Origin of the sequence: Amycolatopsis mongoliensis (assembly GCF_030285665.1) — a bacterium.
Lineage (GTDB): Bacteria > Actinomycetota > Actinomycetes > Mycobacteriales > Pseudonocardiaceae > Amycolatopsis > Amycolatopsis mongoliensis.
Map to the genome: position 1 here is coordinate 1,755,397 of NZ_CP127295.1, position 24,695 is coordinate 1,780,091.

The following is a 24,695-nucleotide window of genomic DNA, read 5'->3' on the forward strand; positions in this document are numbered from 1 at the left end:
ATACGGGTGCCGAAGTGCTACTCAGCGCACTCGAAACAGCTGCTCGCGCAGCGTCGGCCCGGCGTACCCGGTCCGGAACACCCCGCGTTCCTGCAGGTGCGGGACGACTTTTTCGACGAACTCGTCGAGGCCCGTCGGGGTCAGGTGCGGCACGAGGACGAACCCGTCGGCCGCGTCGGACCGGACGTGTTCGTCGATCGTCTCCGCCACGGTCGCCGGTGAGCCCACGAACTGCTGGCGCGCGGTGACCTCGATCACCAGCTCGCGGATCGACAGCTTCTTCTCCTCCGCGAGCGCCCGCCACTTGCGTGCGAGCGCGAGCTGGTCCTTCTCGTGCCGGACGCGGCCCCAGGTCAGCGGCTCGGCGTCCGGGTCGGGGTCGACCTCCGGCAACGGGCCGTCGACGTCGTAGCCCGACAGGTCGCGGCTCCACACCTGCTCGAGGAACTGGATCGCGGTCGCCGGCCGCACCTGCTGGAGCCGGATCTCGCGCGCGTGCTCCTCGGCTTCGGCGTCGGTGTCGCCGAGGACGAACGTCGCGGCCGGCATGATCAGCAGCTCGCCGTGTTCGCGGCCGTAGGTGGCCAGCCGCCGTTTGACGTCGTGGAAGAACGTCTGCCCGTCCTCGAGGGTGCCGTGCCGGCTGAAGATGACATCGGCGGCCTTCGCGGCGAACTCGCGGCCTTCGTCGGAGTCGCCGGCCTGGATGACGATCGGCTGCCCCTGCGGGGTCCGCGGCAGCGTGAACTCGCCGTGGATGTCGAACTGCGGTCCACTGTGGACGAACTTGCCGGGGTCGCGCGCGAAGACGCCGTTCTCCTTGTCCCCCACCAGGGTTCCGGGCTGCCAGCTGTCCCACAGCTCGCGCACGGTGGCCAGGAACTCCTCGGCGCGCGCGTAGCGGTCCTCGCGCTTGAGGAAACCGCCGCGGCGGAAGTTCTGGCCGGTCCAGGCGTCCGGCGACGTCACGACGTTCCACGCCGCGCGCCCGCCGGAGAGGTGGTCGATGCTCGCGACCTGGCGGGCGACCTCGTAGGGCTCGTTGAACGTCGAGGACAGCGTCCCGGCCAGGCCGAGGTGCGTGGTGACTCCCGCCAGCGCGGCCAGCACGGTGGTCGTGTTGGGCCGGCCCACGACGTCGGAGTCGAGGATCTTGCCCGCGTGCTCGCGCAGCCGCAGGCCTTCGGCGAGGAAGAGGAAGTCGAACTTGCCGCGTTCGGCGGTGCGGGCGAAGTGCTCGAAGGAGGCGAAGTCGATCTGGCTGCCCGACGCGGGATCGCTCCACACCGTCGTGTTGTTGACGCCGGGGAAGTGCGCCGCGAGCTTGATCTGCTTGGTCATCTCAGGCTCCCGGGGTGACGGCGTAGGCGTTGACGGCCCGGCCGAGGCCGAGGTGGTCGCGCAGGGTCGTGCCGCGGTAGCCGGTCCGGAACGCGCCGGCCGCGCGCAGCGCCGGGACGACCTCGCCGGCGAGCAGGTCGAGGTCGTCGGGCAGGACGGCGGGCCGCAGGTGGAAGCCGGCGACGCCGGTCTCGGCCGCCCAGCGGGGCAGTTCGGCGGCCAGCTGCGCGGGGGTGCCGACGAACGCCAGGCCGGCCGGCTCGAACGGCACCAGGGCGTCCAGCTGGTGCAGCCGGTCGCGGGCGCCCTGCTCGGTCTCGGCCAGCACGATCGAGACCGTGGCCAGGACCTTGGCGCCGGGGAACCGGGCGACCGCGGCGCGCACGGCGTCGAGGTGGTCCGCGCGGGTCACGACCAGGTCGGCGCCGACCGCGTGCGGCGAGTCGCCGTAGACCGCGGTCACCGGGTGGCCCTGCGGCGGCCGCGGGGTGATCGACGGGCCCTTCACGCTGAAGAAGCGGCCGTCGAAGTCGACGTGGTGCAGCTTCCCGCGGTCGACGAACCGGCCGGAAGCGGCGTCGCGGATGATCGCGTCGTCCTCCCAGCTGTCCCACAGCCGGGTGATGACGTCGAGGACCTCGGCGGTCTCGGCCTCCCCGTCCTGTGGTGCAGGAGCCGGGCGGCGGCCGAAGTGCGCGGCCTCGGCGTCCGTCAGGGACGGCACCGCGAGCACCCCGGCGCGGCCGCGGCTCGCGTAGTCCAGGGTCGCCACGGACGTCGAGACGTGGAACGGCTCGGTGTGGGTGGTGGTGACCGTCGGGACCAGGCCGATCCGGCTGGTCGCCGGCGCGATGGCCGACAGCGTGAGCAGCGCGTCGAGGCGCCCGCGCACGACCTCCTCGCCGCCGGACTGCAGCGCCAGCGAGTCGTCGAGGGTGACGAAGTCGAGCGAAGCGGCTTCGGCCAGCCTCGCGTACTTCAGGTAGTGGCCGGAGGTGAACAGCGCGGCGGGCTCGGCCGCGGACACCCGCCAGGCGGCCGGGTGGTAGCCGGCCCCGTCGATGGCGACGCCCAGGTGCAGCTCTGCGGAGACCATGCCGGGGAAAACTCCGTGGGCGAAAGCCGGATTCCCGCTCCCACCAGCTGGGATCAGAAGGTGCGGCGGGCCATCTCTTCGAGCCGCGCGATGCGGTCGGCGATCGGCGGGTGCGTCGAGAACAGCTTGCTCAGGCCCTCGCCGGGACGGAACGGGTTGGCGATCATCAGGTGCGACTGCGACACCAGCTGCGGCTCGGCGACCAGCGGCCGCGCCCGCGTCCCGGCCTCCAGCTTCCGCAGCGCCGACGCCAGGCCGAGCGGGTCGCCGGTGAGCTCCGCGCCGGACGCGTCGGCCTGGTACTCCCGCGACCGGCTGACACCCATCCGGATGACCGCGGCCGCGATCGGGCCGACCAAGATCAGCATCAGGCTGACCAGCGGGCTGCCGTCGCGGTTGTTGCCGCCGAAGAACAGCGCGATGTTCGCGAGCACGCTGATCACGCTGGCCAGCGCGCCGGCGACGCACGAGATGAGGATGTCGCGGTTGTAGACGTGGGACAGCTCGTGGCCGAGCACGGCCCGCAGCTCCCGCTCGTCCAGCAGGTCGAGGATGCCGGTGGTGCAGCAGACGGCCGCGTGGCGCGGGCTGCGGCCGGTCGCGAACGCGTTCGGCGCGACGGTCGGGCTGAGGTAGAGCTGCGGCATCGGCTGGCGGGCGACGTGCGCGAGCTCGCGCACGATCCGGTACATCGCGGGCTGCTCGACCTCGGACACCGGCCGGGCGCGCATCGCGCGCAGCGCCAGCTTGTCCGAGTTGAAGTAAGCGTACGCGTTCATCCCCAGCGCGATGATCAAGCCGATGACCAGCGCGCCCCGGCCGAACAGGCCGCTGATCGCGATGATGATCGCCGACAGCAGACCGAGCAGCATCGCCGTCTTCAGTCCGTTCTGGTGCCCGTGCACGCGCGCTCGCCTCCGTCCGCTCATTCCCCGTGGTTACCCAGTGGAAACAACGCGATCGGGGGACGCGAAGTTCCTTCACGTGATGATCGCGCGGGTTAGGCTCGGCAGGCGAGTTGATCAAGAGCGGAGGCGCCGATGCGAGGTCGCCCGATAGGCCGAAGGACCCTGTTCGCCCTGGTCACGGCCGGTGCCGGGGCCCTGGTCCTGCCGGGGTCCGCGCGGGCCGAAGACGTCCGCTCGATCGAGCTCGGCGGGGCGCCCACCGCGGTCGCGGTGAACCCCGTCACCGGGTTGGCGTACGTCACGGATCCCGACGCCGGGACGGTCACGGTCCTCGACCAGCGCACCGCCGCGGCCGGCGCGGTGATCAGCGTCGGCGGCGCCCCCGGTGCGGTCGCGGTCGACGCGAAGGCCAACCGGATCTACGTCGCGAACCCGCCGGCCGGCACCGTCGTGGTGCTGGACGGCCGCACCCACGACCTGGTGAGCGTGATCGGCGCCGGTGCCGGCGCGTCCGCGCTGGCCGTGGACGAGCAGGCCAACCGCGTCTACGCAGCCAGCGGCGACACCGGCACGCTGGCCGTGCTCGACGGCGTCAGCTGCACGCTCGCCGCGCTCGTGCCGGGCCCGAAACCGAGTCTCGGCGGGGTGGCGGTCGACGCCGGCCGCAAGCTGGCCTACTGCGCCAGCACCGGCACGGACTCGCTCGAGGTGTTCTCGATCGACAGCGGGAAGTTCGTCGCCAGCGTGAAGGTCGGCGCGCGGCCGACCGCCGTCGCGGTGCACGCCGAAAGCGGTTCCGTGTACGTGGCCAACTCCGGCATCCACCACATGTCCATTGTGGACGCGGCGACCCGCGTCGAGCGCAAGACCGTGTTGCTGCGCAGCGAATCGTCCGCGCTGGCGGTGCACCAGGGAACGAACACCGTGTACACCAACGGCGGCCAGAACGGGCTGAGCCGGATCGACGGCGGGACCGGGACGCTGACCGGCGAGCTGTCGCTGGGCGTCAACCCGGGCGACGTCGCGGTCGACCAGCGCACGCGCACGGTGTTCGTCACGGATCCCTTGCACGGCAGGGTTTCCCTCGTGCGCGATTTCTGAGTACGCAGCTGGGGTAACTCCAGGTATACGGTCGGAGACTATGAAACTCGGACTGCAGATCCCCGACTTCACCTGGCCGAACGGGGCGTCCGCGCTGGGCGCCGACCTGGCCGCCGTCGTCCGCACCGCCGACAACGCGGGCTTCGACTCCATCGCCGTGATGGACCACTTCTTCCAGATCGGCGGGGTCGGCCCCGTCGAAAACGACATGCTCGAGGCGTACACCACCCTCGGCTTCATCGCCGCGCACACCGAGCGCGCCAAGCTGCTGACCGTGGTCACCGGTGTCCTCTACCGGCACCCGGGCCTGCTGGCCAAGGCGATCACGACGCTGGACGTGCTCTCCGGCGGCCGCGCGATCCTCGGCATCGGCGCGGGCTGGAACGAGGACGAGTCCCGCGGGCTCGGCTTCCCCTTCCCGCCGGTCGCGGAGCGCTTCGAGCTGCTGGAGGAGAACCTGCAGTACGTGCTGCAGATGTGGGCCGACGGCGACGAGCCGTTCAAGAGCAAGCACTTCGACGCCTCGCGGCTGCTGAACGTGCCGCAGGCGCTGTCGGACCCGCGCCCGCCGATCATGATCGGCGGCGGTGGCGAGAAGAAGACGCTGCGGCTGGTCGCCAAGTACGCCGACCAGTGCAACCTCTTCAACAGCCCCGAGCTGGAGCACAAGCTCGACGTCCTCAAGCAGCACTGCGAGAACGAGGGCCGCGACTACGACTCGATCACCAAGACCGTCTACCACATCCTCGACATCGGCGAGAACGGTGAGAAGTCCGGCGAGCTGCTGCAGGAGCTGGAGCGGCTGCACGGGCTGGGCATCGACGTCGCACTGGGCATGGTCCCGCACGTCCACAAGCCGGCGGTGCTGGAGAAGTTCGGCACCGACGTCATCCCGGCCGCCGAGAAGATCTGAGCCACGGGCTCGCTGAGGCCTCCGCGTTGCGGCGCGGGAGCCTCAGCGAGTTCTGGTTCAGAACCGGATCAGCTTGGCGAGCGCGTCTCGTGCCTGTCCACGAAGCAGCTCAGCCGCCTTCGCTCGCTCCTCCGGACTTTCGTCGGGATCGTCGAAGTATTCGTCCACGTCACCGAAAAGCCATTGGAGGACGTCGTAGGCGGCTTGGTCCCGAATCGCTTCATCCGCCTTGGCGAGCGCCAGATAACGCGTCTCGAACTCGGGAGCGCCGATGGCACCGGAAACGAAGAGGTCGATCAGCTCGACGTACTGCCGCAGATCGGTCCGGACCTTCGCCGGATCCACGTGCTCCGCCATTCAGAGCGACCCCCGTTCCACGACGTTCTTCAACTGCTGCGGGTTCAGCTTCCAGCCGGTCCAATACGTGCCGTCGGGCCGCAGGACTTCGCACACCCGCGAAAACTGGTTGTAGATCAGAATAGCGGGATCGCCGCGGTAGGTGCCGGCGAGGTTCACCTCGTTCGCGGGATCTTCGGCGAACCGCCGGAGCGCCTGCTCGTACTCGTTGGCGGCCGCGCGGCTCCAATTGGAGTCCACGCCGAAGTCCTTCGCGTGCTTGAAATGGCTCTGCAGTTGCTTCTCGGGGTACTTCGGCTCCGGCAGTCGCGCGGTCTGGTCTCCGAGCTCGTCACCGAGCTTCGCGGTGTCCGCCTGCTCGATGTTCGGCTCCGGGGTCCGCTCGACCGCCATCGCCATGGCCGTCACGCCGCCGGCGACGGCTCCGATCACTTCCGCCCCTTCGAGCGTCGCCACCGCTCCGGCCGAGATCTCCGCCACCGGGCCGGCCAACAGGCCGATGACGTCGATCCCCAGCAACTCGGCAGCACCCGCGAGGACCTCGAAGAAGCCGTCGGTGAAGATGGTGGCGATCCCCGCGATCGCCAGGCCGAGTCCAGCCCCGTCGACGACGTCGCGCACCGAGTCTTCGATCCGCTCGCGGGTGTCGACGACCCAGACCCGGAAGTCGGCGAAAGCCGTCGACAGCTTCTGGAGGAACTGCGGGAGCACGAAGAAGATCGCCGAGTCGTGACCGCCTGCCAGCCGGTCCCAAAAGTCGTTCAGAGCGTCGACGTCGGCGGCATCGTTGTTCTCCACCAACGCGAACATCCGGTTCTTGAGGTCGGCGGCCAGCGCCTGCACCGCGTCGCCGGCCTGCTCGAACGCCATCTGGATGTTCGTCAGCCTGCCCGTGTCGGCGTTCGGCACGTACCGGGCTATCTCGTGGGGCAGCCACCACTCCTCCGGCCCCAGCAGGCCCGGCCACGCCGGACTGCCCGCGGCCTTCGCGGGTATCAACGGCGTCCACGGCGCCGGACCCGGTTGCGGACGGGACGCGTTGTCGGCGTTCCAGTGGTTCAGACCAGCCTGGTCGATCCCCGCGGCGACCGAGCCGAGCACGTCGTAGGCGCGGAAGAACGCCGCTACCGCGGTGTGCATCGCTTCCTGGTAGGCACGTTCGAAAGCGTCGGCACCATCGCCCGCACCGGCCGCGCCGGCATTGCCGTCCAGCGCGGTGAACAGCTTCAGCCGGATCTGGTGCAGCCGCTCCTGGCCATCGGCCAACCCCAGAGCGACGGCGTGGAAGTCCTCCGGGGTGACGTCGATGACCCCCTGAGGTGCACCGCCCTCATCGATCCGCGCCACGCCAGATATCCAGGTTCGCCGACAACGCCGCGCCGTGGTTGTCGTGTGCCGCCAGCACGACGTCCCGGATCCGAGGCAGGTCGGCGTGCAGTTCGCGGGCAGCGGTGACCCATTCGGCATAGCGTCGCGCGAACGCCGATTGCCCGTCGCCGAGCCAGTCGCCCAACGCCTCCGCCAACTCCTCTTCGAGCCGCGTGAGCAGTTCTTCGGCCTCGTCGAAGGCAGTTTTGAGGTCTTGCGCGCGCGTTCGCAGCGCCGCGAAATCGACCCTCAGCGTACCCAATTCACCCTCCCCGGTGACCGAACGCTTCCGGTCTGTCACGCTAGCCGCCCAGGGATGGGTAATCGAGCGGTAAGTCAGCCGTCCCTGGCAAAACGCCTGGTCAGCGCCGCGACGCCGATGCCGACGACCGCCAGCACGATTCCCCACACCACCCAGCCGACCAGCACGAGCACGACCCCGGTGGCCGCGAACAGGGCGAACTCCACCAGGAACCGGGCCGGTTCCGGCAGCCGGCGGCGGGCCCGCGGGGCGACGAACAGGCCCCAGACCGCGGCCGCGGCGAGCGGCAGCAGGACCGCGTCGACGATCGCCAGCGCCACCCCGCTGCCGAGCTGGGTGCCGGCCAGCGCCAGGCCGCCCAGCAGGGCCAGCTCGGTGAGGAAGCGGACCGTCAGCACCACGCCCGCGACCCCGCTCAGGCGGGGACCCGTTCCCGAAGTCATCGGGCCAGCCTAGGGCCCCGATCCACTGTGGACGTTACGGGTACAGCTGAGCACAGTTCGTGATCTCGGCCACAGTTCGGCCGATCAGGTTGCGGTTCCGAATCGGTCCACGACGCCGCCACGCGTCGCTGTAACGACGATCCACCCCTGCTCGACGTGTTAAGCGCACATCGCGACCGCGAGCCAAGGAGCCTGGTAGATGACCACATGTCGACTCTGCGGTTCGACAAACATGGCCAGCGTGGTGGACCTCGGGGCCACTCCCCCGTGTGAGCGATTCTTGACCGCCGAGCAGCTCGACGAGCCGGAAGCCACCTTCCCGCTCCACCTCAAGGTGTGCACCGAGTGCTGGCTCGCCCAGATCCCGCCGCTGATCGACCCCGACGACACCTTCACCGAGTACGCCTACTTCTCGTCCTTCTCGACGTCGTGGGTGGAGCACGCGAAGCGGTACGTCGACGGCGCGGTCGAGCGGCTGGGGCTCGGCGAGAAGTCGTTCGTCGTCGAGGTCGCCAGCAACGACGGCTACCTGCTCAAGCACGTCGTCGGGCACGGCATCCGGTGTCTGGGCGTCGAACCTTCGGTGAACGTCGGGCAGGCGGCGCGCGACGCCGGCGTGCCCACCCTGACGGCCTTCCTCTCCGAGGAAACCGGCAGGCAGGTGCGTGAGGAGCACGGGCCGGCCGACCTGGTCGCCGCGAACAACGTCTACGCGCACATCCCCGACGTCCTCGGCTTCACGAAGGGCCTGCGCGCCCTGGTCGCCGACGACGGCTGGGTCTCGATCGAGGTCCAGCACCTGCTCACGCTGATCGAGAAGAACCAGTACGACACGATCTACCACGAGCACTTCCAGTACTACACGGTCGAATCCGCGCGCCGGGCCCTCGCGACCGGCGGCCTGACCGTGGTCGACGTCGAGCTGGTGCCGACGCACGGCGGGTCGATCCGGCTGTGGGCGCGCCCGGCCGAGGTGGCCGGCGAGCCCAGCGAGCGGATGACCGACGTGCTGGAGCGCGAGAAGGCCGCCGGGCTGCACGAGCTGTCCGGGTACACCGAGTTCGCCGAACGTGTCACCCGCGTGCGGCTGGACCTGCTGAAGTTCCTCATCGAGGCGCGCAACGACGGGAAGACCGTCGTCGGCTACGGCGCCCCGGGCAAGGGCAACACCCTGCTCAACCACTGCGGGATCCGCACGGACCTGCTGCCGTACACGGTCGATCGCAACCCGTACAAGCACGGCCGGTTCACCCCGGGCACGCGCATCCCGGTGCTGCCCCCGGAGCGGATCGAAGCCGACCGGCCCGACTACGTGCTCGTCCTCCCGTGGAACCTCCGGGAGGAACTGACCGAACAGCTGTCGTTCGTGGGTGCCTGGGGCGGAAAGCTCGTGTTCCCCATCCCCCGCCTGGAAATCGTCGAGGTGTCTTGAAGTGAAGGTCGTTCTCTTCTGCGGTGGCTACGGGATGCGGATGCGCAACGGCGCGGCCGACGACGTCCCGAAGCCGATGGCGATGGTCGGACCGAGACCGCTCATCTGGCACGTCATGCGCTACTACGCGCATTTCGGCCACACGGAGTTCATCCTGTGCCTCGGCTACGGCGCGGCGCACATCAAGAACTTCTTCCTGAACTACCAGGAAACCATTTCCAACGACTTCATCCTGCGCAACGGGCAGGCGGAACTGCTGTCGACCGACATCGCCGACTGGACGATCACCTTCGTGCAGACCGGCATCGAGTCGCCGATCGGTGAGCGCCTGCGCCGCGTGCGCGACTACCTCGACGGCGACGAGATGTTCCTCGCGAACTACGCCGACGTCCTGTCCGACGCGCCGCTGCCGGACATGATCGAGCGGTTCTCGAACACCGACGCGGGCGCGTCGATGATGGTCGTGCCGCCGCAGTCGTCGTTCCACTGCGTGGAGATGAACGAAGGCGGCATGGTCGGCGCGATCACCGCGGTCAGCGAAATGCCGCTGTGGGAGAACGGCGGGTACTTCGTGCTCCGCCAGGAGGTCTTCGACCACATCCCGGAGAACGGTGACCTGGTCGCCGACGGCTGCGGCGAGCTGGCCAAGCGCGGCCGGCTGCTGGCCTACCCGTACCGCGGGTTCTGGAAGCCGACCGACACGGTCAAGGAGCGCGCGGCGCTCGACGACGCGTACACCCGCGGCCAGAAGCCCTGGGCGCTCTGGGAGCAGCCCGCCGAGAGCATCGCGTGATCGGGCTGCGACCGGGACGGCTCGAGAGCGTCGTCGCCCTCGGCGCGCACTGCGACGACATCGCGATCGGCGCCGGCGGCACGCTGCTGACGCTGTGCGCGTCGCGGCCGGGCCTGCGGGTCGACGCGCTGGTCCTCTCCGGCGGCGGCACGCCCCGCGAGGACGAGGAGCGGGCCGCGCTGGCGGCGTTCTGCCCGGGCGCGCAGCTCGACGTCACGGTGCTGAAACTGCCGGACGGGCGCTTCCCGGCACACTGGGAAGAGGCCAAGAACGCGCTGGAGGAGCTGCGGCGGCGGACCGATCCGGACGTCATCCTGGCGCCGCGGACCGACGACGCGCACCAGGACCACCGCGGGCTCGCGAAGCTGGTGCCGACGGCGTTCCGCGACCACCTGGCGCTGGGCTACGAGATCGTCAAGTGGGACGGCGACCTCGGGGCACCTTCGGTCTACCAGCCCCTCGACGACGACGTCGCCGAGGAGAAGGTCCGGCTGCTGCAAACTCACTACGCGTCGCAGCGGCACCGCGGCTGGTACGACCGCGAGGCCTTCCTCGGGCTGGCCCGGATCCGCGGGATCGAAGCGGCCGCGAAGTACGCCGAAGCGTTTTTCGTCAAGAAACTCACTCTCGATCTGAAGGGCTGATCCGATGCGGGTGTTGCTGACCGGGCACAAGGGCTACCTGGGGACGGTGATGGCCCCGGTGCTCGCCGCCGCCGGTCACGAGGTCGTCGGCCTCGACTCGGGACTGTTCGAGGACTGCCTGCTCGGGCCCACCCCGGCCGACCCGGCCGGGCAGGTCGTCGACCTGCGCGACGTCACCGCGGAGCACGTCACCGGGTTCGACGCGGTCATCCACCTGGCCGCGCTGTCGAACGACCCGCTCGGCTCGCTCGCGCCGGAGCTGACCTACGACATCAACCACCACGCGTCGGTGAAGCTCGCGAAGCTGGCGAAGGAGGCCGGCGTCGGGCGGTACCTCTACGCGTCGACCTGCTCGGTGTACGGCGCGGGCGGCGACAAGCTGGTCGACGAGGACGCCCCGCTGAAGCCGGTGACGCCGTACGCGGAGTCGAAGGTGCGCGTCGAGGCCGACGTCCACGAGCTCGCCGACGACGACTTCACCCCGGTCTACATGCGCAACGCGACCGCGTTCGGCTACTCGCCCCGGCTGCGCGGCGACATCGTGCTGAACAACCTGACCGCGCACGCACACCTGTCCGGCGAGGTGCTGGTGCTCTCCGACGGCACGCCGTGGCGGCCGCTGGTGCACGCCCAGGACATCGCGCGCGCGTTCACCGCCGCGCTCACGGCGCCGAAGGAGGCCGTGCACAACAAGGCGTTCAACATCGGCACCGAGGACAACAACGTCACCGTCGCCGAGATCGCCCAGGAGGTCGTCGAGGCCGTGCCGGGCTCGACGCTGAACATCACCGGCGAGGCCGGCGCCGACCCGCGGTCGTACCGGGTCGACTTCTCGCGCTTCCGCGAGGCCATCCCGGGCTTCGCCTGCGAGTGGTCGGTCAAGGACGGCGCCGTCGAGCTCATCGAGGCCTACCGCCGGTTCGGGCTGACCCGGGAGTCGTTCGAGAAGCTGTTCACCAGGCTCGCCTGGCTGCGCAGCGAGGGCGAAGCCGGCCGCGTCGACGCCACCCTGCGGCGGAAGTAGTGGCGGGCCCGCAGCTGCGGACCGGGGCGGAGCTGCACGCCCTGGTCGAGCGGCTGTACCCGATCTGCCGCAGCATCACCGGCGACGGCGTGCGGCAGACCCTGGACATCATCGGCGAGCACATCGAGCTGGAACGGCACGAGGTTCCGACGGGCACGGCCGTGCTGGACTGGACGATCCCGCAGGAGTGGAACATCCGGGACGCGTACGTCGCGTCTCCTGACGGCTCGCGCGTCATCGACTTCCGGGAGTCGAACCTGCACGTCGTCGGGTACAGCGTCCCGGTGAACGAGCGGATGCCGCTGAGCGAGCTGCGGGAGCACCTGCACACGCTGCCGGACCAGCCGTCGTGGGTGCCCTACCGGACCAGCTACTACGCCCCGGCCTGGGGCTTCTGCCTCGCGCAGGAGAAGCTCGACGCGCTGCCCGACGGCGAGTACGACGTCGTCATCGACTCGACCCTGGCCGACGGTTCGCTGACGTACGGCGAGCACGTCGTCCCGGGGCGCGTCACCGACGAGGTCATCGTGTCGTGCCACGTCTGCCACCCGTCGCTGGCCAACGACAACCTGGCCGGCATCGCGGTGGCGGTCTCGCTGGCCCAGCAGCTGGCGCTCACCCAGCCGCACTACACGTACCGGTTCCTGTTCATGCCGGGGACGATCGGCTCGATCACGTGGCTGGCCCGCAACTCTTCGCGGATCGAAAAGATCAAGCACGGGCTGGTGCTGGCCTGCGCGGGCGACCCGGGATCGCTGACGTACAAGAAGTCCCGCCGCGGCGACGCCGAGATCGACCGCGTCGTGCAGCACGTGCTGCACTCGCGCGAGCACCGCGTCGTCGACTTCTCGCCGTACGGCTACGACGAGCGCCAGTTCTGCTCGCCGGGCTTCAACCTCGGCGTCGGCTCGCTGACGCGGACGCCGTACGCGGGCTACCCCGAGTACCACACCTCGGCGGACAACCCGAACTTCGTATCGCCGGCGGCCATGGAGGACACCCTCGGCGCTCTCCGCGACGCGTTCGGCGTCCTGGACCGCAACCGCCGGTACGTCAACCTCAGCCCGTACGGCGAGCCGCAGCTCGGCAAGCGCGGGCTGTACGACTCGCTCGGCGGCCGCAGCGACGCCAAGGAAGCCCAGATGGCGATGCTGTGGGTGCTCAACCTCTCCGACGGCGAGCACTCGCTCCTCGACATCGCCGACCGGGCCGGGTTGTCCTTCGACATCGTGGACGTCGCGGCGCGTGCCCTGCACGACGCCGGTCTGGTCAAGGAGTGAGCGACGTGGCCAACCATCGCCGGGCCCCTCGCTCGCTGCTCCGGAACGGCGCCGTGCGCGCCATGGCCGGACGGCTGAGCTGGGGCCTCGGCGACCAGGCGGTGTCGAGCCTGACGAACTTCGCCGTCGGGCTGTACGTGGCCCGCTCGCTCGGCACGTTCGCGTTCGGCATCTTCAGCCTCGCCTGGGTCACCTACGGCGTGGTGCTCAACGTCTCGCGCGGCCTGGCCACCGACCCGCTGATGGTGCGGTTCAGCGCGGTGCCGGAGGCGCGCTGGCGCCTGGGGGTCGCCAGCGCCTCCGGCACCGCGATCGGCGTCGGCTGCGCGACCGGGCTGGTCAGCCTGGTCGCCGGGCTGGCCGCGGGCGGCCCGCTCGGCAACGCGTTCGTCGCGCTCGCCGTCGTCCTGCCGGGCCTGCTGCTGCAGGACGCCTGGCGCTTCGCCTTCTTCGCGAAGGGCGAGGGCAAGAAGGCGTTCATCAACGACTGCGTCTGGGGCGTGGCCCTGCTGCCGGCGCTGTTCATCGCCGCCCAGATCCACACCGTGGTCGCGTTCGTGCTGGCCTGGGGCCTTTCGGGCGCGGTCGCGGCCCTGTTCGGCTGGTTCCAGACCAGCATCCTCCCCCACCCCCGGGAAGCGCTGGGCTGGTTCCGGCGGCAGCGCGACCTGAGCGTCCGCTACCTCGTCGAGAACGTCAGCAACAGCGGCGCGTCCCAGCTGCGCGCGTACGGTCTCGGCGCGATCGCCGGCATCACGGCCGTCGGCGCGGTCCGCGGCGCCGAACAGCTGCTCGGCCCCTTCCTGGCCCTGCTCATGGGGCTGTCCTTGGTCACTGTCGCAGAAGGCGCGCGGGTGCTCCAGCGGGCACCGCACCGGCTGAAGCACTTCTGCGTGATCCTCGGCGGCGGCCAGGCCGCCGCCGCGCTGTGCTGGGGCCTCGGGCTGCTGCTCCTGGTCCCCGACTCCGCCGGCCGCTGGGTGATGGGTTCGGTGTGGGACTCGTCGTCCCCGCTGATCCTGCCGGTCACCCTCGCCGTGGTCGGCGCGAGCTTCGCCACCGGCGCCGCGGCCGGTCTCCGAGCACTCGGCGCCGCTCCGCGGAGCCTGCGGTCGCAGCTGATCGCCTCCCTGTTCTACGTCACGTTCGGCATCACCGGAGCCTTCCTGGATGGCGCGGCCGGGTCCGCGTGGGGTGTCGCGACCGCGACGCTCACCGGGTCCGCCGTCTGGTGGTGGCAGCTGCGGCTCGGGCTGCGCGAGTACGTGCCGCGAGCAGCGGACGACGCCGGGGCCAACGAGACCACCATCGTCTTCGCGCCACTCAGAGAAACGATCAACGAAACCACCGTGGTCTTCGAGCCGATCAAAGAGCCGATCAAGGAATGAGGACTCCATGACCACCGTCCCGCGGCTGAGCCTCGGCCTCCCGGTGTACAACGGCGAGGAGTACCTCGCCGAGTCGCTGGACGCCCTGCTCGGCCAGACCTACGAAGACTTCGAGCTGATCATCTCGGACAACGCCTCCACCGACGGCACCGACGAGATCTGCCGCCGCTACGCCGAGAAGGACTCCCGGATCCGCTACGTCCGGCAGCCGAAGAACATCGGGGCGACCCCGAACCACAACTACGTGTTCGACGTGTCCCGCACCGAGCTCTTCAAGTGGGTCTCCCACGACGACCTCTACGCCCGCGACCTGCTCAAGCGGTGCATCGAGGCCCTCGACGAGCGCCCCGACGTCATCCTCGCCCACTGCGACCAGGCGATCATCGACGGCGACGGCCGCATCGTCCAGCCGCTCGAGTACACGCTGGACACCGCGTCCCCGCACGCCCCGGACCGCTTCCGCAGCATCCTGTTCGAGCCCGGCGGCGACGACTTCTACGGCGTCATCCGCGCCGACGTCCTCCGCCGCGTCAAGCCGCTCGACAGCTACCACCACGCCGACCGGACGTACTCCGCCGAGATGGCCCTCCACGGTCCCTTCCACCAGGTGCCCGAGCTGCTCTACTTCCGCCGCGACCACCCGGGCCGCGCGGAACGGGCCAACCCGACCATCCGGAGCCGGTGCGCGAATCTGGACCCGCGGCGCGCGAACCGGCTCCGGAACCCCACCGTCCGCCTGCTCGGCGAGTACGTCTACGGGTTCGCGGACCTGATCCGCCGCGCGCCGATCTCGGCCGCCGACAAGCGCGAGTGCTTCGCGCACCTCGGCAGCTGGCTGACCAACCGGGCGCGCTCCGGCCACGGCGAGCGCGTCGAGGACCGCGCGCCGACCGCCTCCGACGTCGCCACGGTCAACACGATCGTGGCCGGCCGCGAAGGCAGGCTCGCGTGAAGCGTGCCCCGCGCGTCGGCGTCTTCGGCCTCCTCGGCTCGGGGAACCTCGGCAACGACGGTTCCCTCGAAGCCGTGCTCGGCTACCTGCGCGCCGAGCACCCGGACGCCGTCCTGACCGGCCTGGTGGGCGGCCCGGACGTCGTCCGCGAGCGGTACGGCGTCGACACCACGCCCCTGCACTGGAACCAGGCCGAGTACGAGACGGCGTCCGGCCTCCGGTCCATCGTGCTCAAGGGACTCGGCAAGCTGGTGGACATCGGCCGCACGGCCGCCTGGGTCCGCAAGCAGGACGTCGTCATCGTGCCCGGCATGGGCGTGCTCGAAGCGACACTTCCGTTGCGTCCGTGGGGTTTTCCGTATTCGCTGTTCCTCCTCTCCGCCACGGGGCGGCTTTTCGGCACGAAGGTCGCCCTGGTCAGCGTCGGCGCCAACGAGATCAGCGCGCGGGCCACGCGGACACTCGTCCGCTGGTCGGGCCGGCTCGCCGCGTACCGCTCCTACCGCGACGACATCTCCCGCGACGCCATGCGCGCCATGGGTGTCGACACCCGCCACGACGAGGTCTACCCGGACCTCGCGTTCTCCCTCCCCACTCCGGACGCCGGCGGTGCGCCGGGCACCGTCGGCATCGGCGTGATGGCCTACTACGGCGGCAACGACGACCGCGCCGACGGCGACCGCATCTACCGCCACTACGTGGACACGATGAACCGGTTCGTCGCGTGGCTCGTCGACCAGGGCAGACCCGTCCGGCTGTTCATCGGTGACCGGATCGACCGGCAGGTCGTCGACGAGATCATCGAGAAGACCGCTTCCCCGCTGGTGACGGCGGCTTCGGCGGAGACCCTGGACGGGCTGATGCACGAGATGGCGGCGGTGGACAGCGTGGTGGCCACGCGCTACCACAACGTGCTCTGCGCCCTGAAGGTCGCGAAACCGACCGTCGCGATCGGGTACGCGCCGAAGAACGACGTGCTGATGACGGAGATGGGCCTCGGCGCCTTCACCCAGCGCGCGAAGGACGTCGACTTCGACCGGCTCGTCGAGCAGTTCACCGACCTGGAAAACCGCTCGGCGGAACTGCACCAGACGCTCCTGGAACGGAACCAGATGAACGCGCAACGGCTCAAGGACCAGTTCGCCGCCCTTTCGGCGGCCCTCTTCGGGGGTGGGCGATGAAGGCCATTCCGGTGCCCGAAATCCACGGCGCGTACCTCTTCGAACCGACCCCGCACTCCGACGAGCGCGGCTTCTTCAGCCGCACCTTCGACCGCGAGGTCGTCGCGTCGGTCGGGATCGACCCGGACGGCTTCGCCCAGGACAGTCTTTCCCGCTCCCGCAAGGGGGTCGTCCGCGGGATGCACCTGCGGGGCGGCGCCGGCGAGGCGAAGCTGGTGCGGTGCTCGCACGGCGCGATCTTCGACGTCGTCGTGGATCTCCGACCGGATTCGCCCACGTTCCGGAACATCAAAACATTCGAACTTTCCGGTGAGACGCAGGTTTCCGTGTACATCCCCGCGGGGTGCGCCCACGGATTCCAGTCACTCACGGATCCCTCGGATGTCGCGTACCGTATCGATCGCGCACACGATCCGTCCGAAGACATCACAATTTCGTACAAAGACCCTGAATTGGACATTTCGTGGCCACTGTCGGTCACAATGGTCAGTGACCGGGATGAGCGCGCGCCGTCTCTCGGAGAGGCGTTGAAACCAACGAGGTGACCCCCATGGGAACGAACTTGCCCCGCTCCGCGGAGGCGAACGAGCGGCTGCACCGGGTCATCCCGGGTGGTGCGCACACCTACGCCAAGGGCTCGGACCAGTATCCCGAAGGGATGGCTCCGGTCATCTCGCACGGTCTCGGCGGCCACGTCTGGGACGTCGACGGCAACGAGTACGTCGAGTACGGCGCCGGCCTGAGAGCGGTCAGTCTCGGCCACGCCCACCCGCGGGTCCTCGAGGCGGTCCGGGCCGAGCTCGGCAAGGGCAGCAACTTCATCCGCCCGTCGATCATCGAGGCCGAGGCCGCCGAGCGGTTCCTCGAGAACGTGCCGACGGCCGACATGGTGAAGTTCACCAAGAACGGCTCCGACGCCACGACCGCCGCGGTCCGGCTGGCCCGCGCCGCCACCGGCCGCAAGCTGGTCGCCAAGTGCGCCGACCACGCCTTCTTCTCGACCGACGACTGGTTCATCGGCACCACGGCGATGAACGCGGGCATCCCGGACGAGACGACGGAAGCGACGGTGTCCTTCCCGTACGGCGACCTGCAGGCCGCGGAGGAGCTGCTGCAACGCCACGAGGGCGAGATCGCGTGCATGATCCTGGAGCCGGCCGCCGCGGTCGGCCCGCCGCCGGGGTACCTGCAGGGCCTGCGGGAGCTCGCCACGCGCCACGGCGTCGTGCTGATCTTCGACGAGATGATCACCGGTTTCCGCTGGTCCGCCCACGGCGCGCAGGGCCTCTACGGCGTGACGCCGGACCTCTCGACGTTCGGCAAGGCCCTCGGCAACGGCTTCGCCGTGTCCGCGCTCGCGGGCAAGCGGGAGCTGATGGAGCTCGGCGGGCTGCACACCGACCGGGAACGGGTGTTCCTGCTCTCGACCACGCACGGCGCCGAGACCCACTCCCTCGCCGCCGCGATCGCGGTGATGGACGTCTACCGCGACGAGGACGTCATCACCCGGCTGCACACCCTCGGCGACCGGCTCGCCGCCGGCGTCCGCGACGTGGCGGCCGGGATCGGCGTCGGGGACCACGTGGTCGTCCGCGGACGCTCCAGCAACCTGGTCTTCGGCACCCTCGACGAGCAGCTCAAGCCGTCCCAGCCGTACCGGACGCTGTTCCTGCGCGAGCTGGTGGGCGGCGGGGTGCTCGGACCGTCCTTCGTGGTCAGTGCCGCGCTCACCGAGGCCGACATCGACAAGACGATCGACGTGGTCGCCCAGGCCTGCATGGTCTACCGCAAGGCCCTCGACGCCAACGACCCGACGCCGTGGATGGGCGGGCGCCCGGTGCAGCCCGTGTTCCGCAAGTACGCCTGACCGGACACGGGCACGGGCCGGCCGGGAAACCCGCGCCGGCCGGCCTTCGCCGCACGCCGCCCGCTCGACGGACGGGCCGGATTCACCCCTTGGGTCCGATGAGGACACGTGAGGGGGACTGTTTTCCGGCTCGCACGTGCGTAACTTCCTGCCATGGGCAGATCTCGTCCGGTTCTCGTCGCTGCTTGCTCGCTCCTGATCGCCGTGGCCTGCCCGGCGATCGCGCGGGCCGCCGACGGGCCCGGGCCGGTGTGCGACCACCAGCCCGCGGAGCACGAGGAAGCGCCTCCCGGGGCCGTCCCCGTCGATCCGGGCGTCGACGGGGACCTCTCGGCCAAGACGGCGGCGAACCCGCCCGGCACGACGTTCTGGCTCCGCCCCGGCACCCACACGCTCGGCACCGACCAGTACGGCCAGGTCGCCCCGAAGGACGGCGACGTGTACCTCGGCGCGCCGGGCGCGGTCGTCGACGGCCGCGGCGTCAACCACGCGGCGTTCACCCAGCGGGCCCGTGACGTCGAACTCCACGGGCTCACGATCCGCGGGTTCGCCGCGCTCCAGGACCAGGGCGTGGTGAACCACGACTCCGGCGACGGCTGGCTCATCGAGAACACGACCATCGAGGACAACGCCGGCGCGGGGCTGATGGCCGGCGCGCGCCAGGTCGTCCGGCACAGCTGCCTGCGGAACAACGGCCAGTACGGGCTCAACGCGTACCAGCCCGGTGACGGCATCACCGGGCTCGTGCTGGACGGCAACGAGATCACCGGCAACAACACCGGTGACTGGGAGGCCAAGGTGCCGGGCTGCGGGTGCAGCGGCGGCGCCAAGTTCTGGGCCGTGAACGGCGCCGACATCACCGGCAACTGGGTCCACGGCAACCACGGCGCCGGCCTGTGGGCCGACACGAACAACAACGACTTCCTCGTCGAGGGCAACCTGTTCGAAGCCAACGACGCCGAGGCGCTGTTCTACGAGACCAGCTACAACCTCGTGCTGCGCGCCAACACGTTCCGCGGCAACACCCTGGTGCAGGGCCGTGCGTTCGCGTCGCGCGGCGACAACTTCCCGGCAGCGACGGTGTACCTGTCGGAGTCGGGCGGCGAGGCGCGTGTGCCGGCGCGCACGGCGGCCGTCGACATCAGCGGGAACACGTTCGAGGACAACTGGGCCGGGATCACGTTGTGGGAGAACGCCGACCGCTTCTGCACCAGCCCGGCGAACACGTCTTCGGGCTACTGCACCAAGGTGGCCTCGACGTCTTCGTGCGCGGCCGGCACGATCGCGACTCCCCCGGCGTACGACGACTGCCGCTGGAAGACCCAGCGCGTGGAGATCCACGGGAACACCTTCCGGTTCGATCCCGGGCGGGTCGGCTGCACGAGCCTCTGCGGGCGGATGGCACTCCTGTCGAACTACGGGACCTTCCCGGACTGGTCCCCTTACAAGGGAACCGTCGTGGAGGAGGCGATCACCTTCCGGCAGGGCAACCGGTGGCACGACAACTCCTACTCCGGGCCGTGGGCCTTCGTCGTGCATGACACCTCCAGGACGGTCGACGCTGCGGGTTGGCGGGCTGCGCCCTACTCGCAGGACGAGTGTTCTTCGTTCGACGGTGGCACCGCCGGCTGCTGATCGGGAGCTTGCCGAGGGGGTCCGACACTTTTCGGCGCAACCTCTGTCTTCGATCGCGGATTTCCTTGCTGCCCAAGGGAAAAGTCGCGAACGGAAGATTTCGGACCGTGCACTTCACCCGTTTCAGCGATGGCGTTCGCACAAGTGTTCGGTACCGTCGGAGACATGTCCGCCATCCCCGCACCCCTCGACCGCGACGCGATCGACGTCGTCCTGTTCGACGCGATGGGCGTCCTCTACTCCTCCGCCGATGATGTCGGCGACCTGCTCGTGCCCTATCTCCGCACCCACGGCTGCGTGCTGCGCAGGGAGGAAATCGCCCAGCTGCACCAGGAATGCAGCCTCGGCAAGATGTCCTCCGCGGACTTCTGGGCGACGGCCGGCGCGGCCGGCGCATCGGACGAGGAGTACTGCCGGAACCACCGCCTGACCGAAGGCGTGGTCGCGGTCCTCGCCGAACTCGACACCACCGGCGTGCGGCTCGGTTGCCTGAGCAACGACGTCAGCGAGTGGTCGAAGCTCCTGCGCGAACGCTTCGGCCTCGGCGAGTACCTGACGGACTGGTTCGTCAGCGGCGACCTCGGAGTGCGCAAGCCGGCTCCCGAAGCGTTCACGATCCTGAGCCGGCGCCTCGACGTGGCACCGAACCGGATCCTGCTCATCGACGACCGTGCGGAAAACGTCTCGGCCGCGCGCGCCGCCGGACTGCAGGCACTGCAGTACGGCACGGCCCGACTGTCCACAATGGACGCCTTGCGGAAGGAGCTCAGACCGTGGTGAAGCGCGCGCTCGGCTCTCCCCGAAGACGTCCCGCCGGCAGACACCGGTTGCAGAGAACCAGCAGCAGGTCCTGGGCCAGGCCGGTGAGCGGAGTCCCGGTGCCGTACGACCAGTCGAGGTCGTCGGCACGCAGGCAGACGCCGGTCAGGTCGGTGCCGAAGTACTTCACCTGCTTCGGCTTGACCCCACCGAGAACCACTTCCAGCCGTTCCGGGGGCACGCGGCGATCCAGCCCGAGCGCGGTCGTGATGTCGAGGCCGTGGATCACGTCGTGGCTCAGCGCCCCCTCCGGTCCACCACCGGGCGGCTGCCACGGGTGGTCGGCGTTGTCGCGCAGCGAGGCGATCAAGGCCTCCCGGGAGAGCTCGGCGCCTTCCTGGCGAGCCACCCGATCGGCCATCCGGTTGAAGCGGCCCGCGGACTTCACCAGCTCGCGCACGAACCGCCCGGTAGAGAACCGGAAGGGCATCGTCATATGGGCCACCACCTCGGGTACCCGCCAACCGGCACACAAGGTCGGCGACTCCCAGGCAGCCGGTGCCAGCTCATCGAGCACGGCGGCCAGCTCCCGCCGTTCGGCGGCGATCAGGTCTTGGATCATCGGCCTCTCCTTCGCAGGTAGTCACCCCACCGACGAACGCGAGCCGTCCGGACCGACACCGAGACCACGCGACGAAATGCAACCCGCCGAACTCCCGAGGCCGGGCTGAGCGAGGCCGGGACAGCACCGCCGGGATTCCCGCACCGGCCGCGAAGGCCGTGCGACCGACAGCACCGGCGGAGATCCGTCAGCCAACCGAACCCGCTTCACCGCCCACCAAACCTGCTGTCGCGACAAGCGGCAGCCGCTGTCCCGGCATCACAACCGCGCGGCCACGCGATCCACCAGCCATGCCGTTGCCGGGACCACAGCCAGCGCGGCACAGAACCCACCCACAGCGTCCGTCGGGTAGTGCGCACCCAGGGCCACCTCGGCCCATCCCATCGCCACCCCGGCCACCAGAGCCAGTCCCAGGACCACGACCACCGCGGCCGCCCGGCCGAGACCCAGCCGGTCGGCCAGCACCAGCGCGATCACCAACGCCAGCGCGGTGGCCATAGCCGTATGACCACTCGGATAAGAAAGGAACTCGCCATGGATGGTGCGGCCGACGATCGGCTTCAGCACCGTCGTCACCGCCACCGTGACCACCACGCCGAGCACCGTCACCACGGCCGCGCGGATGCGGTGGACCAGGAAGCACACCGCCGCGATCACCGCGACCAGGATCGTCGACCCCAGCGGCTCGCCGCCGAAGTCGAAGACCAGGGCCACGTAGCGCCACGGCGGCCGGACCCCGTCGATCGACGGGAGCACCGCCGCGTCGAGCCCCGTCAACCCCGAGTCGTGGAAGTGCAAGATGCCCAGCGCGACCAGCACCGCCGTCGCCAGGGCGGCCATCATGGCCAGGGGGGCGCGCAACACGGCCGGGAGGGCCGCGGGTGCCGTCCGGACCTGCTGCCTCACCCGCGCGCCTCGATCGCCGCCTCGTATCCGGCGATCAACCGGTCGAGCCCGACCTCCGGCGTGAAGTCCTTCTCGTACCGGACTCGAGCCGCGTCGCCCATCTCGCGGTTGCAGTCGCCGGCCACCGCCCGCAGCCGGTCCGCGAGCGAAGCCGGGTCGTTCGGCTGGTGCAGGAAGCCGGTGACGCCGTCTTCCACCAGCTCCGGGAAGGCGCCGTGCGACGCCGCCACCGTCGGCACCCCGGCGGCCATCGCCTCGACGACCACCAGGCCGAACGCCTCCAGCCACGTCGACGGCGCCACCACTGCCACCGCGTCGGCCGTCAGCGCCCGGCACTCCGCCTTGTTCTGCAGGCCGACGTACGAGACGTCAGCGCGGCCGGCCGCCCAGGTCGCGACCTCGTCCTGCATCGGACCCGTACCGGCGATGACCAGCGGGACACCCAGGTCGCCGCCGAGGAGGTCCCACGCCCGCATCAGCAGGCCGACCCCCTTTTCCTCGGTGACGCGGCCGAGGAACAGCACGTGCTTGCCGTCGCCGGTGCGGCGGACGCCGGGGTCGGTGACGAAGTTGTGCTTCACCGCCATCCGCTCGCCGGGCATCCCGGCCGACACCAGGAGGTCACGTTGAGCCGCCGAAATGCAGAAGAACCGCGCGACGCCCGTCCACCACCGGCGCCGGTTCGCGGCCGTGCTCGCCGCCATCGGGAGCGTCGCCACGCGCGAATCGCGGTAGCAGCCGTGCTTCACCGCCGGCAGGGGTGAGCCGCCGACGCACTCGGTGCAGATGTGGCCGTCGCGGTGGAGCGTGCCGGGTGGGCAGACCATCCCGTAGTTGTGCAGCGTCGCGACCGCGGGCACCCCCGCGTCCGCGCACGCCGCGACCACCGACGGCGACAGCAGCGGGAACGTGTTGTGGATGTGCACGACGTCCGGGCGGGACACGCGCAGCCGGGCGGCGAGCTCCCTCCGCACCGCCGGGTTCCACGGCACCGCCAGCGGCACCGCGGCCTTGCGAGGGAGCGGCATGGACGCGATGTCATCACTGCGGCGTTCGAACAGCGACACCTGGTGCCCGCCCTCGGCGAGCAGCGTCACTTCGGCGTCGACGACGTTGTTCTCGCCGCTCGGCTGCTCGGACCGGTACCGGTTGTGCACCACGAGCACCTTCACGTGCCTGTCCCCTTCGCCGGGATGAATGCTTGTTCGTCGGACTGCGGCACCCCGCGGACCAGCAGCGATGCGGCCAGGGCCAGGTGCAGCAGGTACGGCGACGCGTCGCCGAGGCCGGCTTCGGTGTAGGAGGCCGAAATGCAGTAGGTGATCAGGAAGATCGCGCACGCGCGAGCCAGCGACGGCGGCCGCAGCACGGCCACCACGACCAACGTGAGGAGGAACCCCGCCACCAGCCCGATCCCGACGAAGCCCTGCTCGTGGTAGATCGCGAGCCAGCTGTTGTCGATCGGCAGGCCGTCGTACGACTTGTCCGTCAGCCCGACCCCGAAGATATACTCCGCCGTCGTCCGCGGGGCCTCCAGCAGCGCGTCCCACACCTTCGCGCGGCCGGTCAGGCTGGAGAAGTTGTCCGCGCTCTGCCCGCGGAGGAACCACGCCTGCAGCGCGCCCGCCAGCACCACGCCGGCGACCCCGCCGATGCCGACCGTCCACGCGAACACCTTCCGGGCGCGGGCGCTGGTCAGCAGCATCGACAGGAAGGCCACCGCGAGCCCGGCGACGAGGCCGAGCGTCGCCGTGCGGGTGTGCGTGAGCACCAGCAGGCCCAGCACCGGCACCACGATGACCATCGCGTTGCGCCACGTCGTGCGGCGCCCGAACCAGAGCAGGAGCGTGAGCCCGGCGATGACCGCCGCGTACTGGCCGATCTGCGGCGGTGTGAGCGGCCAGATCGCGCCCGAGAGCCGGCCGCCGTACTCCTCCGGCATCGCGTTGCCGGGCGAGATCACGAGGCCGATCGCCACCGACGCGAGCACGACGGTGTACGTGCGGATGTGGGAGCGGACGAACGAGAACCCGCCGTCCCACCAGCGGGTCAGCAACCAGAGCGTGGAGATGAACACCGTGAGCCGGAAGCACCGGAACAGCGCGCCGGCGCCCTCCTGCAGGTCGGCGCTGGACAGGATGCTCGACACCAGCAGCAGCGTCAGCAGCAGCAGGTACGCGCTCGGCCGGATCCGCAGGTGCTTGTTCAGCACCAGCGCGATCACGAACGCCGTCATCAGCGCGCCCATGGTGACCAGCTGGCTGACCGACCGCGGCAGCGGGATGACCGTCTTCGCGCCGGTCGAGCCGAGCGTGTTGATGATCAGCAGCGCCCACGCCAGGCCCGCCCACTTCGGCGTCGCCGACGCGGGCTCGGCCGCGGCGTCGCCGCGGATGCCCGCGATGCCGGTGTGCACCGCCATG

Annotated in this window: 25 protein-coding genes; 14 read left to right on the top strand and 11 right to left on the bottom strand. The window is 70.3% G+C overall.

The window, feature by feature from the left end; translation table 11 throughout:
• Positions 1-21: 21 nt before the first annotated feature.
• Genes QRX60_RS08335 through htpX form a run of 3 tightly spaced genes read right to left on the bottom strand, consistent with a single transcriptional unit; the run spans position 22 to position 3,342 of the window.
• A complete protein-coding gene (locus QRX60_RS08335) occupies positions 22-1,341 on the bottom strand; it encodes an NtaA/DmoA family FMN-dependent monooxygenase (protein ID WP_286000192.1) in 1,320 nt (439 codons plus the stop codon).
• Between the two features lies 1 nt (position 1,342).
• Entirely contained in the window at positions 1,343-2,437 is a 1,095-nt protein-coding gene (locus QRX60_RS08340; RefSeq protein WP_286000193.1) for an LLM class flavin-dependent oxidoreductase, read from the bottom strand.
• 53 nt (positions 2,438-2,490) lie between these two features.
• A complete protein-coding gene (gene htpX, locus QRX60_RS08345) occupies positions 2,491-3,342 on the bottom strand; it encodes a zinc metalloprotease HtpX (RefSeq protein WP_286003532.1) in 852 nt (283 codons plus the stop codon).
• A gap of 135 nt (positions 3,343-3,477) precedes the next feature.
• Between htpX and QRX60_RS08350 the strand changes: the two genes are divergently transcribed.
• Both QRX60_RS08350 and QRX60_RS08355 read left to right on the top strand, forming a co-directional pair.
• Positions 3,478-4,446: a YncE family protein gene (locus tag QRX60_RS08350; RefSeq protein ID WP_286000194.1), complete on the top strand. Its 969-nt coding sequence runs from the start codon at positions 3,478-3,480 to the stop codon at positions 4,444-4,446.
• A gap of 40 nt (positions 4,447-4,486) precedes the next feature.
• A complete protein-coding gene (locus tag QRX60_RS08355; RefSeq protein WP_286000195.1) occupies positions 4,487-5,359 on the top strand; it encodes an LLM class F420-dependent oxidoreductase in 873 nt (290 codons plus the stop codon).
• 57 nt (positions 5,360-5,416) lie between these two features.
• On the opposite strand, the gene QRX60_RS08360 is transcribed toward QRX60_RS08355, so the two are convergent.
• The 4 genes from QRX60_RS08360 to QRX60_RS08375 are packed head-to-tail and all read right to left on the bottom strand — an operon-like array spanning position 5,417 to position 7,789.
• The gene (locus QRX60_RS08360; protein WP_286000196.1) at positions 5,417-5,716 is read right to left on the bottom strand and encodes a colicin immunity domain-containing protein; all 300 of its coding nucleotides are present in this window, start codon (positions 5,714-5,716) and stop codon (positions 5,417-5,419) included.
• A complete protein-coding gene (locus QRX60_RS08365) occupies positions 5,717-7,063 on the bottom strand; it encodes a colicin D domain-containing protein (protein WP_286000197.1) in 1,347 nt (448 codons plus the stop codon). It abuts the gene before it with no gap.
• Positions 7,047-7,385 carry a WXG100 family type VII secretion target gene (locus tag QRX60_RS08370; RefSeq protein ID WP_286000198.1) on the bottom strand — a complete coding sequence of 113 codons (339 nt, stop codon included), beginning with the start codon at positions 7,383-7,385 and terminating at the stop codon, positions 7,047-7,049. Before QRX60_RS08370 ends, QRX60_RS08365 begins: the two co-directional genes overlap by 17 nt.
• 35 nt (positions 7,386-7,420) lie before the next feature.
• On the bottom strand, positions 7,421-7,789 hold the full coding sequence (locus QRX60_RS08375) for a YrdB family protein (RefSeq protein WP_286000199.1): 369 nt from the start codon (positions 7,787-7,789) through the stop codon (positions 7,421-7,423).
• A gap of 199 nt (positions 7,790-7,988) precedes the next feature.
• Between QRX60_RS08375 and QRX60_RS08380 the strand changes: the two genes are divergently transcribed.
• The 12 genes from QRX60_RS08380 to QRX60_RS08435 all read left to right on the top strand — a co-directional run bounded on the left by QRX60_RS08380 (position 7,989) and on the right by QRX60_RS08435 (position 20,765).
• On the top strand, positions 7,989-9,221 hold the full coding sequence (locus QRX60_RS08380) for a class I SAM-dependent methyltransferase (RefSeq protein WP_286000200.1): 1,233 nt from the start codon (positions 7,989-7,991) through the stop codon (positions 9,219-9,221).
• Between the two features lies 1 nt (position 9,222).
• Entirely contained in the window at positions 9,223-10,014 is a 792-nt protein-coding gene (locus QRX60_RS08385; RefSeq protein ID WP_286000201.1) for a glycosyltransferase family protein, read from the top strand.
• Positions 10,011-10,658, top strand: coding sequence for a PIG-L deacetylase family protein (locus QRX60_RS08390; RefSeq protein WP_286000202.1), 648 nt, complete (start codon positions 10,011-10,013; stop codon positions 10,656-10,658). Before QRX60_RS08385 ends, QRX60_RS08390 begins: the two co-directional genes overlap by 4 nt.
• 4 nt (positions 10,659-10,662) lie before the next feature.
• A complete protein-coding gene (locus tag QRX60_RS08395) occupies positions 10,663-11,682 on the top strand; it encodes an NAD-dependent epimerase/dehydratase family protein (RefSeq protein WP_286000203.1) in 1,020 nt (339 codons plus the stop codon).
• Positions 11,682-12,962, top strand: a complete 1,281-nt coding sequence (locus QRX60_RS08400) for a DUF4910 domain-containing protein (RefSeq protein ID WP_286000204.1) — start codon at positions 11,682-11,684, stop codon at positions 12,960-12,962. The genes QRX60_RS08395 and QRX60_RS08400 overlap by 1 nt, the downstream gene beginning before the upstream one ends.
• 5 nt (positions 12,963-12,967) lie before the next feature.
• Complete coding sequence (locus QRX60_RS08405) at positions 12,968-14,350, top strand: MATE family efflux transporter (RefSeq protein ID WP_286000205.1); 1,383 nt, start codon at positions 12,968-12,970, stop codon at positions 14,348-14,350.
• A gap of 7 nt (positions 14,351-14,357) precedes the next feature.
• Positions 14,358-15,302, top strand: a complete 945-nt coding sequence (locus QRX60_RS08410; RefSeq protein WP_286000206.1) for a glycosyltransferase family 2 protein — start codon at positions 14,358-14,360, stop codon at positions 15,300-15,302.
• Complete coding sequence (locus QRX60_RS08415; protein WP_286000207.1) at positions 15,299-16,483, top strand: polysaccharide pyruvyl transferase family protein; 1,185 nt, start codon at positions 15,299-15,301, stop codon at positions 16,481-16,483. Before QRX60_RS08410 ends, QRX60_RS08415 begins: the two co-directional genes overlap by 4 nt.
• Positions 16,480-17,028, top strand: a complete 549-nt coding sequence (locus QRX60_RS08420) for a dTDP-4-dehydrorhamnose 3,5-epimerase family protein (RefSeq protein ID WP_286000208.1) — start codon at positions 16,480-16,482, stop codon at positions 17,026-17,028. Before QRX60_RS08415 ends, QRX60_RS08420 begins: the two co-directional genes overlap by 4 nt.
• A 5-nt stretch (positions 17,029-17,033) precedes the next feature.
• Positions 17,034-18,350: a glutamate-1-semialdehyde 2,1-aminomutase gene (locus tag QRX60_RS08425; protein WP_286000209.1), complete on the top strand. Its 1,317-nt coding sequence runs from the start codon at positions 17,034-17,036 to the stop codon at positions 18,348-18,350.
• Positions 18,351-18,503: 153 nt separating this feature from the next.
• Positions 18,504-19,985 (top strand): right-handed parallel beta-helix repeat-containing protein, encoded by a 1,482-nt coding sequence (locus QRX60_RS08430; RefSeq protein ID WP_286000210.1) that lies wholly within the window; start codon positions 18,504-18,506, stop codon positions 19,983-19,985.
• 165 nt (positions 19,986-20,150) lie between these two features.
• Complete coding sequence (locus tag QRX60_RS08435; protein WP_286000211.1) at positions 20,151-20,765, top strand: HAD family hydrolase; 615 nt, start codon at positions 20,151-20,153, stop codon at positions 20,763-20,765.
• Here the strand turns inward: QRX60_RS08435 and QRX60_RS08440 are convergent.
• The 4 genes from QRX60_RS08440 to QRX60_RS08455 all read right to left on the bottom strand — a co-directional run bounded on the left by QRX60_RS08440 (position 20,752) and on the right by QRX60_RS08455 (position 24,694).
• Positions 20,752-21,366 carry a maleylpyruvate isomerase family mycothiol-dependent enzyme gene (locus tag QRX60_RS08440; RefSeq protein ID WP_286000212.1) on the bottom strand — a complete coding sequence of 205 codons (615 nt, stop codon included), beginning with the start codon at positions 21,364-21,366 and terminating at the stop codon, positions 20,752-20,754. The genes QRX60_RS08435 and QRX60_RS08440 overlap by 14 nt on opposite strands.
• Before the next feature lie 258 nt (positions 21,367-21,624).
• Positions 21,625-22,272 carry a phosphatase PAP2 family protein gene (locus QRX60_RS08445; protein ID WP_286000213.1) on the bottom strand — a complete coding sequence of 216 codons (648 nt, stop codon included), beginning with the start codon at positions 22,270-22,272 and terminating at the stop codon, positions 21,625-21,627.
• A complete protein-coding gene (locus tag QRX60_RS08450; RefSeq protein ID WP_286000214.1) occupies positions 22,269-23,444 on the bottom strand; it encodes a glycosyltransferase in 1,176 nt (391 codons plus the stop codon). Before QRX60_RS08450 ends, QRX60_RS08445 begins: the two co-directional genes overlap by 4 nt.
• Positions 23,441-24,694: an O-antigen ligase domain-containing protein gene (locus QRX60_RS08455; RefSeq protein WP_286000215.1), complete on the bottom strand. Its 1,254-nt coding sequence runs from the start codon at positions 24,692-24,694 to the stop codon at positions 23,441-23,443. Before QRX60_RS08455 ends, QRX60_RS08450 begins: the two co-directional genes overlap by 4 nt.
• Between the last annotated feature and the right edge of the window lies 1 nt (position 24,695).